Origin of the sequence: Parabacteroides sp. AM58-2XD, assembly GCF_003463685.1 — a bacterium.
Lineage (GTDB): Bacteria > Bacteroidota > Bacteroidia > Bacteroidales > Tannerellaceae > Parabacteroides > Parabacteroides segnis.
Map to the genome: position 1 here is coordinate 1 of NZ_QSDP01000144.1, position 12,824 is coordinate 12,824.

Here is a 12,824-nt window from a genome sequence, read left to right on the forward strand (position 1 = left end):
GTTTCGCAGGTCGTTTGTCGTATGTGGCTGCTGTGCAGCCGCAGGTGGTACTTACGTCCACTATCACAAGGGGATTGTCCCCGGTGTTTTTTATTTCTATGGTTGTCTCCTTTACTTCCGATTTGTCGAAAGTACCGAAGTCGATTTCTGTCTTTGTTGTTTCGGCTGTTGTTTTCGGTATATTTTTGTTCGGGCTGTCCTTACCTGTAATCTGTTTCAGATACAGTTCTTTCACTGCCGTGTTATGTACCGGATTTCCTAATACAGTGACTTTATTGTCCTTATCCAACAAGAATGTCTGGAAAGTTATGTCTGCCGGGAACTTGTTCAGTTTGTTTAGTCGATCGTCTATATCAATACAGATAGGGCGATCGAATGCGTCTCGTTTTAGGAGGTAACGTATTTCCTTCGCATCTTTAGGATGCATAAAGAAGAGGAAAGGAACTTTTCCTTGTGTTACTGAATCAGTGTATTCGATCAGCTCCTTCCATTTATGAAGTTGCAGTTTGCAGCTGGTGCAACCGATAGAGTCTACATATATTAATACCTTGTATTCGGATTGCGGAATCCGAAAATCCGTAGTATCTGTCAGATAGCGTGTGAAGGTCAGGTTTTCAGGGAACTGTATTTGTTTCCCTTGCCATTCGCTGACCAGATGCGCAATCTTATTTTCCTTCTCTTTCTGTTCGTTGTGGCAGGAAAAGAAGGTGGTTGCTATTAATAATATGTAAAGACAAAAGGTTTTCATATCGTTTGCTAAATCTTAAATTCTATAATCGGATCATCGCTTTTCACCTCGGTGGCGACAATCGTATTTGTTTCTTCGTTTACATCAATGCCATGTATCGCATGGTCAAGGGTATATTTTTGTACCGGATTTCCTTTCAGGTCGAATACATAAATAAATCTGCCTCCGTCTTCCAGTTCTTTTCCCTGCTTATAGGCTGCCAAATCATCTTTTAACTTGATTCCCTGAAATACGGCATAAATGTATTTGTCAGTAACTTTTATGTCATTGAATCCCATAATTCCGTCCGGGACACCTGAACCGTCACGCGCTGTTTTGAACTCGGGCTCTCCGTTTGGGCCATATAAAACTAGATGCGTACTGTCTTTTAAATTGTAAATTTCCAGTGTTTCTCCCAATTGGGTGACCATTGCCAATATACCATTACCGGGATTATAGTCCATGAAGGGACGCCAAGCTTGTGCCAATGCCGGACGCGATGTCTCTTCTTCTGCTGCTTCGCTGGGAATAGTGCCGTGGTTTTGGATTGCTTTACCATTGCCATCTACTTCCCAAAAACGGTGCTCACCCATGTAGTCGGGAACTAAAAATCCCGATTCCATCGTATGAAAGTCGAGCGAACGGACTAATTTCTTATCTAATTTGATCTCTTCGACCCGTTCCGCTGAACCGTTAGTCGAAGAGATTTTCCAACGTGTAATCTCCATCTTATTGGCATCGAGTGCCCATAAAGAGTCTAAGGAGTTGAATTGGATGCTGATAGCCGATAGCATTTCTTGTGGAGCCTCCCCACGTCTACCGAATGAGGCAATGTGTTTCCATTCCGGATAGGTAAATGCATGTAAATAATGATCCATATTATGTAGGTCCATGACAACAGCGATACTGTCCCTGACCGCTACCCGGAAGGGGTAGCGGAACAGGATAGTATCCAGGTTGATCACCTGTGCACTGAGCGCCTTGGTTTTGGGAAAATCCGAGTATCTTGGAAAGTGCGAATCCGGAGAACTCGAACAGGCGGTCAGATAACTAATACCTATTAATAATATGGATAAAGGATACTTCATCTATCTACAATTGATATATTTTCTTTTAACCCAATCTCCATAACAATCAACGGAACCTTCTCCCAAGCACAGAACATCTATATATTCATCTTCAGGATTTGCCAGGGCTTCGATGTTTGCAAATGTCAATTCTGTCATGTCGTTTTCATTGCTTTGTGCCGTATATAAATAAGTGGCAGCAATAAAGGATATCAGTCCTAATGTTAGTTTAAATGTTTTTTTTCTCATCATTTATTGTATTTAAGTTTTGACGAAGATAGGGCTATTTATTTGAAAAAGCAAGTGCGTTTACTCTTTTGAAGTAATGAAAATCAAGGATCTTGTTATTTTTACTGGTTGGCGATTAGTATAGTATGGAGATGGATGGATGCAAAAGATATGCAGTTTATATGCATATAATATGCAAGAACCTGTTTTCTGTTTGATAATGTTTTGTTTATGGTTTTGCATGAATTGAGCATATTTTTTATTTAAGATTAAAGCTTATTGTTGAAAAAAATATTCATATTTTTGTTGAAATAAACAGATTGAATCTATGGAAAAAAACATGAGTCTATATTGGGCATTTTTTATTTTGTTGGTAATCCTGAGCGGAGGCATACTCTATTATAAGGTATATAACGAAATAAAGATAGAAGCGTATGATATTTTTGAAGAAGTAGTGAATATGGATGTTGATGCGCGGATAAAAAATGAAACAGTTGTTTATAAGAGGGTGAAGAAGGAGCAGTTTCATTTGGATTCTACCTATATTCAGACGTCAGCGGGAATAGATGCCCAAAGAAAAGAATTAAAGTCGAATGCATCCAATAAGTATAACCTGATGCAACATTATCTCAGTGATTGTACTCCCGTGCAAGTTTCGGCCATTGATAGTTTGTTTCAGATTGTTTTACAACGAGCTGGCATTTCTGCTAAAACTGTGGTAAAATCTATAGGAAAAGATTTCCCAGATAAATCGGCTGATGTGGTTACTTACAGTAAAGACATCCCTTTTATCTTTTTATATGTCGATTTGCCGATGAAAAAAATAGAAATGCCGGTTTACAATTTTACTTTAGGTTTGCAGGGCTTTATTCAATGTCCATTCTCTTATTTGTTAAAGAAGGCGCAGCACTTATTCTTATTCTGGTTTTTGGTATCAATTTTGGCTATTGCTTTATTGGTGCTAATACTATTTACGATAAGTCCGTTTATCCGGAAAAGAGGTAGAATTCTTTTTCCGAAAAATAAGGGATCTGATATTATCAAACATATAGAACAAACAACCAGAGAGTGGCTGAGCGTTACAGATACAATTCTTCTGGATGAAATAAGTGGCGAAGTTAAGTGTGATGATGAAATAGTATTACGTTTGAAGGGGTTGAATTTAAAGTTATTTGCCCTATTTGTTAAAAACAAGGATGTTTGTGTTGTGTATGATCAGTTGAAAGTAGATATATGGAATAATGAGAATTTAAGTAATGCAACAATAAGTATACAAATTGGAAAATTGGAGAAAGAATTACAAACAAAAATACCATTTTTGTCTATTGAAAATATTCGTGGAGTAGGATATCATTTAGTAGTTTCTAAATCGCCTTCCGACAAATGAAGATGTATTTCTATTTTTGTTTTCTCCAACTATCAAAATGACACTACTCTACCGGGTAAATCGGATTAATATACCAGGTAAAATAAAATACCCCACCGGGTAATATTTTTTAACATATCAAAGCGATTTTGAAAATCGCTATTCGCTATCAAAATGTAAATTACAACACCTTTCTGATCGAGTAATACCTAACCATCAATTCGTTTAAACATAAACTCCCTATCCCTTGTTTATTAATCAGAACACTAAATTAAGTTATTATGGGAATTATCGGTTCGATTATTATTGGTATCCTGGCAGGCTTCCTGGCCGGGAAAATATTGAAAGGGAGTGGATTCGGGTTGATTGTAAACCTGATAGTCGGTATTATCGGTGGCGTATTGGGTGGATGGCTATTCGGCCTGCTGGGACTAAGTGTAAACGGAGTGATCGGCAGCCTGGTGATGTCAACCATCGGTGCAATCGTTTTACTATGGATCGTTTCACTATTCAAAAGAGAATAAGCAGCTTTGAGAATTGAAAAAAGTATACCTTTATTATATATACAACTATATATATTACAGTTAATACTTAATTTTCAATTCTCAATTTTAATTTTCAAAGCAAAACCCCTACCTTTGTACGGTAAAAACAAATATCGTATGAAAAAGAACCTGCTTCTGCTTTTCCTGTTCCTTTGCCTGATTCCGGCAAAGGCACAAACCGGATTAAGCGACGAAGCGCAGATAAGCATATTGACGGCAGCTCCATCCGACGATGAAGTGTATACCGTGTACGGACATACGGCCATACGGGTAAAAGATACTTTACATAAACTCGATGTAGTTTTCAATTATGGTATCTTCGATTTCTCAAAACCCAACTTCATCTATCGTTTTACAAAAGGAGAAACCGATTATAAACTGGCAGCCTATAATTTTTCACATTATATAATAGAATATCAGATGCGGGGAAGTGAAGTGACCGAACAGGTACTCAACCTCACTCCCGAAGAGACCCATAAGATATGGAATGCCCTGATAACGAATGTACAACCGGAAAACGCCGTTTACCGATACAATTTCTTTTTCGACAATTGCGCGACTCGTCCGGTTGCCATTGTGGAGGAACAGGTAGACGGGAAAGTGCAATATAACAACCCGCCCGAACCTCAAACATTCCGCGACCTTATAAATTATTGCACGCGTAATCATCCCTGGCTGACATTCGGATGCGACCTGGCACTCGGAAGCCCGACCGACCGGACGGCTACTCCGCACGAAATGATGTTTCTCCCAGTCTACCTGAAAGATGAATTCGAAAAAGCAACAATCGTGAACCCCGACGGAAGCGAAAGGAAACTGATAAAACAGACAAACCGGCTGGCTGAACAGCTGACAGACGACAATAATGGCAGTAAGATATGGTTTACGCCTATGTTATGCAGCATGATTTTTTTCCTGCTGATAGCAGCAATCACATTCATTGAATGGAAGAAAAAAACATATTTCCGACTGGTGGATTGTATCCTCTTTTTCCTTGCAGGACTGGCAGGTACGGTATTGTTCTTCCTTTGTTTTATATCGACTCATCCTTGCATTTGGCCGAACTGGTCGATTGTGTGGTTACAACCTTTCGCCCTTATCGCTGTTATTTTGTTTGCAGTAAAAAAGTTCGGAAAGGCTGCATATTATTATCATTTTATTAACTTTGCGGCGCTTACGCTGCTGTTGGCGGGTTGGTATTTCATTCCGCAACACTTAAATATAGCTTTTATCCCGCTTGTTGCCACGCTTTGGCTACGTTCCGGATACGGTATATACAGGGGTAATATGGCAATTAAAGAATGTGCCAATATGCCAATTAAAGAAAAATGAAGCGTATAGCTTGAATATATGATGGAAAATCGGATGAGAAAAATAATAACGTCGCTTATTGCAATCCTGGTAGTCACTAACCTGGAGGCACAACAACGTACCCCCAAACTTGTGGTTTGCATCACCGTGGATCAACTGAGAGGCGATTATATAGAATACTTCTACAATACATTCGGTGAACGCGGTTTCAAACGGTTGATGAACGAAGGACTGGTTTACAACAATATCAAATTCGAATTTTCCGACATCGACCAGGCAAGCGCCTTCGCAACGCTGTTTACCGGAAGCAACCCTTGTTTCCATGGGGTTACAGGAAGTAAATACTACGACTTCGAGAATGATAAAGAAGTCTCTATCCTTTACGACAAAGATTATATCGGTAATTATACCCGCGAAAATTATTCTCCTAAAAAGATGTTCAGTTCCACAATCGGAGACGAACTGAAGATTGCATCCAAAGGCAGAAGCGACGTGTATGCCATTGCCCCCGATGCAGAGAGTGCAATCCTTTCTGCCGGTCATGCGGCAAACGGAGCATTCTGGATGGACGACATGAACGGGAAATGGGCGACGACCACCTATTATAAAGGTCTTCCCTGGTATGTGGACCGTTATAATAATGGAGTGGAATCTTTGTCGGCACGTCTGGAGCAGATGGTGTGGACTCCTACCCTTCCATTGGACAAATACAATGCTTTCCCTTACGTATTGGATGATATTCCTTTCAAATACACATTTAATGAAAAGACAAACGATTGTTTTCCGAAGCTGAAGACGACCCCTTTCATTAATAAAGAGATTAACCGGCTGGCCCTGCAATTCCTTGAATACGGTGCATTCGGCACACGAAGTTGTCCGGATATGCTGTCGGTTACCTATTATGCGGGTAACTACAAAGGAATCATGAACAAGGACTACACCCGGGAGATTCAGGATACGTATTATCAGCTGGATAAAGACCTGGAACAGTTTTTGGATGCCATCGATAAAAAGGTCGGCCTGGCTAATACCCTCGTCGTATTCACCGGCTCCGGTTATTATACCAGCGAAGAAGAATATGCGGACGGACTGCTGATAAACGGTGGAGAATTCCATCCGAAACGTTGCGTCGCCCTGCTTAACATGTATCTGATGGCGATATACGGGCAGCAAAGCAGTTGGGTGAAAGGTTTCTATAATAACCAGATTTACCTGAACCGCAAAGCCATCGAAGACGCCAAACTCGACCTGAGAACGATACAGGATAAAGCAGCCGAATTCCTGATGGAATTCAGCGGTATACAGCATGTAACCACCGACCATGCCCTGCTTGCCGGTGAATGGAACGAAGGAACGGTTAAATTCCGTCAGGGAACGCACCATCTGAAACGCGGTGACCTGATCATCGAACTGCAACCCGGCTGGATCATCAACAACGACAACCCGAAAGAAAAGGTAAAAATAATTCGTAATAACGCAGTAATTACCCCGTTGGTATTTATGGGTAACGGCATCAAACCGGAACATATCTACCGCGAAGTAAAAGCCACAGAGGTAGCCCCCACGGTAACCCATGTGCTGAGGATACGGCCACCGAATGCATCCCAGAGTTTACCTCTTTGGGAGTTGACGATCAAAAAATGAGATCTTGACCGGTCACTGGTATTATTGTTAACCTCCCATCCCTGGAATAAACAGAATTTGACAAGTATTTACTTTGGCACGGAATTTGATAATGATATATCATTCCGGTGATCAATTAAATCCGATCGTCAGCAAATAATCACTTTACGAAATAAATAAATTAATATATATCATGGGATTTAATGAATTTATGACGAAGCTGTTCGGCAATAAGTCGCAGCGAGACTGAAAGAGATCACTCCATACGTGGATAAGATCAAGGCCGTATATCCGTCAATCCAGAAGCTTTCAAACGATGAGTTGAGAGCAAAAACAGATGAAATCAAACAACGTATTCAGGACTATGTAGCCGATGAACGGAAACAGGTGGAAGACCTCCGTAAAGGCATCGATGATAAAGAACTGGAAGAACGTGAAGCCATCTGGGCAGAAGTAGATAAAATTGAAAAGGCTATCACCGACAAGATGGAAGTGGTCCTGGAAGAATCTCTTCCGGAAGTATTCTCTATCATGAAGGAAACAGCCCGCCGCTTCACGGAAAACGAAGAAGTAGTGGTTACCGCTACCGATTTCGACCGCGACCTGGCAACCAAACACGATTTTGTCCGTATCGAAGGCGACAAGGCTATCTTCCTGAACCACTGGAAGGCCGGCGGTAACGAAATTACCTGGGACATGGTACACTACGACGTTCAGTTGTTCGGTGGTGTCGTTCTTCATAAAGGTAAAATCGCCGAAATGGCAACCGGTGAAGGTAAAACATTGGTAGCAACCCTACCGGTATTCCTGAACGCCTTGACCCGTAACGGCGTACACGTTGTAACCGTGAACGACTACCTGTCAAAACGTGACTCGGAATGGATGGGACCGCTTTATATGTTCCATGGACTTTCCGTAGACTGTATCGACAAGCACCAGCCTAACTCGGATGCCCGCCGCGCGGCTTACAATGCAGACATCACCTTCGGTACAAACAACGAATTCGGTTTCGACTACCTGCGTGATAACATGGCGATCAGTCCGAACGATCTGGTACAGCGCAAACACAACTATGCCATCGTCGACGAGGTCGACTCCGTATTGATCGATGATGCCCGTACGCCATTGATCATTTCCGGTCCGATACCCCGTGGCGAAGAACAGTTGTTCGAACAGTTCCGCCCGAATGTGGAAGTCGTTGTAAACGCACAGAAAGACCTTTGCTCCAAGTTACTGATCGAAGCCAAAAAGAAAATGGCCAGCAGCGACCCGAAAGAAGTAGAAGAAGGTTCTATCCAATTATATCGTTCATACAAGGGATATCCACGTAACAAAGCGTTGATTAAATTCCTGAGCGAACAGGGTATCAAGGCACAAATGTTGAAGACGGAAGAATACTTTATGTCTGAAAATATGCGCCACATGCATGAAGCGACTGACGAACTGTACTTCGTGATCGACGAAAAGAATAACAGTATCGAACTTTCCGATAAGGGTATCGACCTGCTGACCGGCCGTTCCGACGACCCGACATTCTTCGTATTGCCGGATATCACTTCCGAACTTTCCCAGTTGGAAAACTTCAAGGGAACGGAAGAAGAAAAGCAAGCTAAGAAAGACGAAATCCTGGCTAACTATTCTGTCAAGAGCGAACGTGTACATACAATCAACCAGTTGCTGAAAGCCTACACTTTGTTTGAAAAAGACGATGAATATGTAGTGATGGACAACAAGGTCATGATCGTCGACGAACAGACCGGACGTATCATGGACGGCCGCCGTTACTCCGACGGTTTGCACCAGGCTATCGAAGCCAAGGAAGGCGTAAAAGTGGAAGCTGCCACACAGACATTCGCAACTATCACTTTGCAGAACTACTTCCGTATGTACCACAAACTGTCAGGTATGACAGGTACGGCAGAAACAGAAGCCGGTGAATTCTGGGACATCTATAAACTGGATGTCGTAGTGATCCCGACCAACCGTCCGATTGCCCGTAACGATATGAACGACCGTATCTACAAGACCAAACGCGAAAAGTACGCTGCTGTTATCGAAGAAATCAGCGCATTGGTTGAAGCCGGACGCCCGGTACTGGTGGGTACGACTTCCGTAGAAATTTCGGAATTATTGAGCCGTATGCTTACCCTGCGTAAGATCAAACATAATGTATTGAATGCGAAGTTACACCAGAAAGAAGCCGAGATCGTTGCCCTGGCAGGTCAGAGCGGAACGGTAACTATCGCAACCAACATGGCCGGTCGTGGTACCGACATCAAGCTGTCGGCTGAAGTAAAGGCAGCAGGCGGTTTGGCTATCATCGGTACGGAACGTCACGAGAGCCGTCGTGTAGACCGCCAGTTGCGTGGTCGTGCAGGACGTCAGGGTGACCCGGGTTCTTCTGTATTCTATGTATCACTGGAAGATAACCTGATGCGTCTGTTCGCTTCCGACAAGATTGCCGGACTGATGGACAAGCTGGGCTTCAAAGAAGGTGAAGTGCTGGAACACAATATGCTGAGCAAGTCAGTGGAACGTGCACAGAAGAAGGTAGAAGAAAACAACTTCGGTATCCGTAAACGTTTGCTGGAATATGATGACGTAATGAACTCACAGCGTAACGTAATCTATACCCGCCGCCGTCACGCCCTGATGGGAGAACGTATCGGACTGGACGTATTGAACACAATTTACGATACATCTATCGCTATCGCCGAACAGCACTCCGATGGTCTCGACTATGAAGGTTTCAAGCTGGAACTGTTCAAAACATTCGCCATGGAAAGTCCGTTCACCGAAGAAGAGTTCAAAAACATGAAAGCCTCTCAGCTGGGAGACAAATTGTTCGAAAACGCATTGCAGACATTCAAACGCCGTATGGAACGTATGACCCAGGTAGCCAATCCGGTTATCAAGCAGGTTTACGAACACCAGGGTGCGATGTACGAAAACATCATGATCCCGGTAACCGACGGAAAACGCATGTACAATGTTTCATGTAACCTGAAAGAAGCCTACGAAACTGAAAGCAAGATAATCGCTAAATCCTTCCAGAAGTCAATCGTGCTGCATACGATCGACGAGGCTTGGAAAGAACACTTGCGTGAAATGGACGAACTGCGCCACTCGGTACAGAATGCCAGCTACGAAAACAAAGACCCGTTGCTGATCTACAAGCTGGAATCATATAACCTGTTCAAGACAATGGTCGACACCATGAACCGCAAGACAGCCGCCGTCCTGATGCGCGGACAGATCCCGGTACGTGAGGAACCGACAGAAGAAGAAAAACAGGCAATGGCTCAGCGCCAGGCTGCTGCACAAGCCGCTCAGCAAGCTGCCGAACGCCAGCGTATCGAAGTAAAACAGGCCGGTCCGGAACAACGCCAGGACATGAGCCGCTACCGTACGGAGAAAACCGATATCAGCGGAAACAATGATCCGGAAGAACGTGCACCGCAACAGCCCAAACAGGAACCGGTTCGCGCCGAAAAACGTGTAGGCCGTAACGATCTTTGTCCTTGCGGAAGCGGAAAGAAGTACAAAAACTGTCACGGACAAGGTTTATAATACCTGACAGAATAACAGATAAGAAAAGGGTGGCTTGTAAAAGCTGCCCTTTTTTTCTATATTTGCACCAGATCACAATAAAGATAAATCCCATGACATTAGAAGAAAAGAAAATGGAATTCGTTGTTTTCTGCATCGAAAATGTTGCGGAACAGTTGAATGAACTGCCGGAAAATATTTATTCCAGATTAAATAACCTGGGACTTATTGATGATTTATTATTCGACTGTTACGAAGTTCTTCATACCCAAAGCAAGCAACATATAACGGAAGATATTATATTAGCCCTGAAAAACAGGGAGAAAGGAGAAATAAGTCAATGATAGTATATCATGGTTCTACCCTTTGCGTAGAAAATCCTTTAGTTGGCGTATGCCGTGACAATCTTGACTTTGGCAAGGGCTTTTACCTCACGGATATATGTGAACAAGCCATTAGCTGGGCCAAACGGGTAGCTATTATTTACAACAAACCGAACGCATACCTCAATAAATATGAATTAGACTATGAAACAATATGCCGGAATTACCGGATATTATCATTTGAAACCTACAACGAAACCTGGCTCGACTTCGTTATGGCTTCCCGGCGTGGCGAGCGTCGTTGGTCTGATTATGACATAATAGAAGGAGGCATAGCCAACGATCGTGTATTCAACACAATAGAACTATATTTTAACGGTCTGATCGATAAAGGCGAGGCTTTGAAGCGTCTTAGTTATGAACAACCGAATAATCAGATATGTCTGTTAAACCAATCACTTATAGATAAATATCTGCATTTTATAGATGCTACTAACATTAACAAGGAGGAAAGAAACGATGTCACAAGCCAATAATACATTGCTTCAAATGAAATATGCCCGGATTATTATGGGACTTTCCAAACGCCTGGGAATCAGTAGTCGCAGAGCATTAGCGCTTTTTTATGAATCGAATACCTATCAATATCTACGTCAGAAAATAGGAGATCTGCACTGCATGAGTGATAACTACCTCATTGATGAATTGATTATCGAATATACCGGTAAACAGGGTTCATAAGCCATTGAACATGAAAAAAGTTGTCATTGCCGTCGACTCTTTTAAAGGCTGTCTTTCTTCTTCCGATATAGCAGAGGCTGTAGCGGAAGGAATTCACCATGTCATCCCCGGATGCGAAGTAATAAAGGTGCCCATTGCCGATGGTGGCGAAGGTACTGTTGAAGCACTGACACAGGCTACTCACGGGCAAATTATTACTATTCCTGTACATAATCCATTCATGCAACCCATTCAGGCCAGCTACGGCATAACCGGTGACGAACAAACCGCTGTCATCGAAATGTCGGCAGCCAGCGGACTGGACCTGATTCCCCGGAAAGAAGGAAACGTGATGCACACCACCACTTACGGAACCGGCGAACTGATAGCCGATGCCGTCGATCGCGGTTGCCGTAACTTCATCATCGGTGTGGGCGGCAGCGCCACAAACGATGCGGGTGTCGGCATGATGCAAGCCTTAGGAGTCCGTTTCACCGACGATAACGGCAACGAAGTGGAAAAGGGCGGAAAGGTACTATCTGCTATCTGCCATATCGACACCCGGAGTCTGCTTCCCAAGTTATCCGCCTGTACCTTCCATATAGCGACAGATGTGACCAACCCCTTCTTTGGTCCGCAAGGAGCCGCCCACATCTTCGGTCCTCAGAAAGGAGGCAATGAAATACAAGTCGAAGCACTCGACAAAGGGATGAAACACCTGGCCCGCCTGATTCTTAAAACAACCGGCAGAGACATCAGTGACCTGCCCGGAGCAGGAGCCGGAGGAGGCATGGGAGGCGGCTGCGTAGCTTTCCTTCAGGCAAAGATTTCATCCGGTATCGAACTGATTACAGAATATATCCGTTTCAAAGAAATAATCAGGGAGGCTGACCTTGTCATCACCGGCGAAGGAAGAATAGACAGGCAAACCCTGTTCGGAAAAGTCCCGGTCGGCATCGCCCGTATAGCAGCATCACAGCATATACCTGTTATCGCCATCACCGGACAAGTGGAAACTGATGCAGAAACGGACAAACAATTACGACAGGCCGGATTATCCGCAATCTTTCCTATACACCCCGCTCCGGTTAGTCTGGAAGAAGCTATGCATCCCGATTATGCTTTCCGGAATATCCGGAGGACAATAGAACAAACCTGTTTTCTCTTTACTGTTTCACGATAGCACCATGATAATTAGGTTGTTATCCGTTTTGAGCTAATTATAGTGACTGATTGTAACTGGCTCCCCTCTTGAAAGGGGGAAGGGGGTGTGTCATATTCCCGCCTATACAACCACCATAGTCAGAGTCACTTGACTATTGCAGGTTCATTTGCCGTCTGCTTCAGCTGACGGTTTAAAAGCTG

Annotated in this window: 11 protein-coding genes and 1 pseudogene; 9 read left to right on the forward strand and 3 right to left on the reverse strand. The window is 43.3% G+C overall.

What is annotated here, in order from left to right:
* The 3 genes from DXA15_RS22970 to DXA15_RS22980 all read right to left on the reverse strand — a co-directional run.
* Window positions 1-748: DUF1573 domain-containing protein (locus DXA15_RS22970; protein ID WP_147349102.1), on the reverse strand; the 748-nt coding region annotated here is incomplete at its 3' end.
* An 8-nt stretch (window positions 749-756) separates the two neighbouring features.
* Window positions 757-1,815, reverse strand: a complete 1,059-nt coding sequence (locus tag DXA15_RS22975; RefSeq protein WP_128135574.1) for a BF3164 family lipoprotein — start codon at window positions 1,813-1,815, stop codon at window positions 757-759.
* Window positions 1,816-2,043, reverse strand: coding sequence for an NVEALA domain-containing protein (locus DXA15_RS22980; protein WP_128135579.1), 228 nt, complete (start codon window positions 2,041-2,043; stop codon window positions 1,816-1,818).
* A gap of 307 nt (window positions 2,044-2,350) precedes the next feature.
* Here DXA15_RS22980 and DXA15_RS22985 point away from each other — a divergent pair, with 307 nt between their 5' ends.
* The 9 genes and pseudogenes from DXA15_RS22985 to DXA15_RS23025 all read left to right on the forward strand — a co-directional run bounded on the left by DXA15_RS22985 (window position 2,351) and on the right by DXA15_RS23025 (window position 12,642).
* The gene (locus tag DXA15_RS22985) at window positions 2,351-3,409 is read left to right on the forward strand and encodes a response regulator transcription factor (RefSeq protein WP_128135575.1); all 1,059 of its coding nucleotides are present in this window, start codon (window positions 2,351-2,353) and stop codon (window positions 3,407-3,409) included.
* Between the two features lie 260 nt (window positions 3,410-3,669).
* On the forward strand, window positions 3,670-3,912 hold the full coding sequence (locus tag DXA15_RS22990; RefSeq protein WP_007658943.1) for a GlsB/YeaQ/YmgE family stress response membrane protein: 243 nt from the start codon (window positions 3,670-3,672) through the stop codon (window positions 3,910-3,912).
* Between the two features lie 138 nt (window positions 3,913-4,050).
* Window positions 4,051-5,265 carry a DUF4105 domain-containing protein gene (locus tag DXA15_RS22995; protein WP_128135576.1) on the forward strand — a complete coding sequence of 405 codons (1,215 nt, stop codon included), beginning with the start codon at window positions 4,051-4,053 and terminating at the stop codon, window positions 5,263-5,265.
* 33 nt (window positions 5,266-5,298) lie between these two features.
* The gene (locus DXA15_RS23000; protein ID WP_128135577.1) at window positions 5,299-6,888 is read left to right on the forward strand and encodes an alkaline phosphatase family protein; all 1,590 of its coding nucleotides are present in this window, start codon (window positions 5,299-5,301) and stop codon (window positions 6,886-6,888) included.
* A gap of 172 nt (window positions 6,889-7,060) precedes the next feature.
* Window positions 7,061-10,437: pseudogene (gene secA, locus DXA15_RS23005) on the forward strand (preprotein translocase subunit SecA).
* A gap of 92 nt (window positions 10,438-10,529) precedes the next feature.
* Window positions 10,530-10,760: a DUF3791 domain-containing protein gene (locus DXA15_RS23010; protein WP_007658949.1), complete on the forward strand. Its 231-nt coding sequence runs from the start codon at window positions 10,530-10,532 to the stop codon at window positions 10,758-10,760.
* Window positions 10,757-11,275 (forward strand): DUF3990 domain-containing protein, encoded by a 519-nt coding sequence (locus tag DXA15_RS23015; protein ID WP_007658950.1) that lies wholly within the window; start codon window positions 10,757-10,759, stop codon window positions 11,273-11,275. The genes DXA15_RS23010 and DXA15_RS23015 overlap by 4 nt, the downstream gene beginning before the upstream one ends.
* A complete protein-coding gene (locus DXA15_RS23020) occupies window positions 11,259-11,480 on the forward strand; it encodes a DUF3791 domain-containing protein (protein WP_007658951.1) in 222 nt (73 codons plus the stop codon). The genes DXA15_RS23015 and DXA15_RS23020 overlap by 17 nt, the downstream gene beginning before the upstream one ends.
* Before the next feature lie 10 nt (window positions 11,481-11,490).
* On the forward strand, window positions 11,491-12,642 hold the full coding sequence (locus tag DXA15_RS23025) for a glycerate kinase (protein WP_128135578.1): 1,152 nt from the start codon (window positions 11,491-11,493) through the stop codon (window positions 12,640-12,642).
* Window positions 12,643-12,824: the final 182 nt, after the last annotated feature.

Coding starts and splice junctions, on each gene's coding strand:
- DXA15_RS22975 (WP_128135574.1), bottom strand. CDS start 1,815: ATGAAGTATCCTTTATCCATATTATTAATAGGTATTAGTTATCTGACC.
- DXA15_RS22980 (WP_128135579.1), bottom strand. CDS start 2,043: ATGAGAAAAAAAACATTTAAACTAACATTAGGACTGATATCCTTTATT.
- DXA15_RS22985 (WP_128135575.1), top strand. CDS start 2,351: ATGGAAAAAAACATGAGTCTATATTGGGCATTTTTTATTTTGTTGGTA.
- DXA15_RS22990 (WP_007658943.1), top strand. CDS start 3,670: ATGGGAATTATCGGTTCGATTATTATTGGTATCCTGGCAGGCTTCCTG.
- DXA15_RS22995 (WP_128135576.1), top strand. CDS start 4,051: ATGAAAAAGAACCTGCTTCTGCTTTTCCTGTTCCTTTGCCTGATTCCG.
- DXA15_RS23000 (WP_128135577.1), top strand. CDS start 5,299: ATGAGAAAAATAATAACGTCGCTTATTGCAATCCTGGTAGTCACTAAC.
- DXA15_RS23010 (WP_007658949.1), top strand. CDS start 10,530: ATGACATTAGAAGAAAAGAAAATGGAATTCGTTGTTTTCTGCATCGAA.
- DXA15_RS23015 (WP_007658950.1), top strand. CDS start 10,757: ATGATAGTATATCATGGTTCTACCCTTTGCGTAGAAAATCCTTTAGTT.
- DXA15_RS23020 (WP_007658951.1), top strand. CDS start 11,259: ATGTCACAAGCCAATAATACATTGCTTCAAATGAAATATGCCCGGATT.
- DXA15_RS23025 (WP_128135578.1), top strand. CDS start 11,491: ATGAAAAAAGTTGTCATTGCCGTCGACTCTTTTAAAGGCTGTCTTTCT.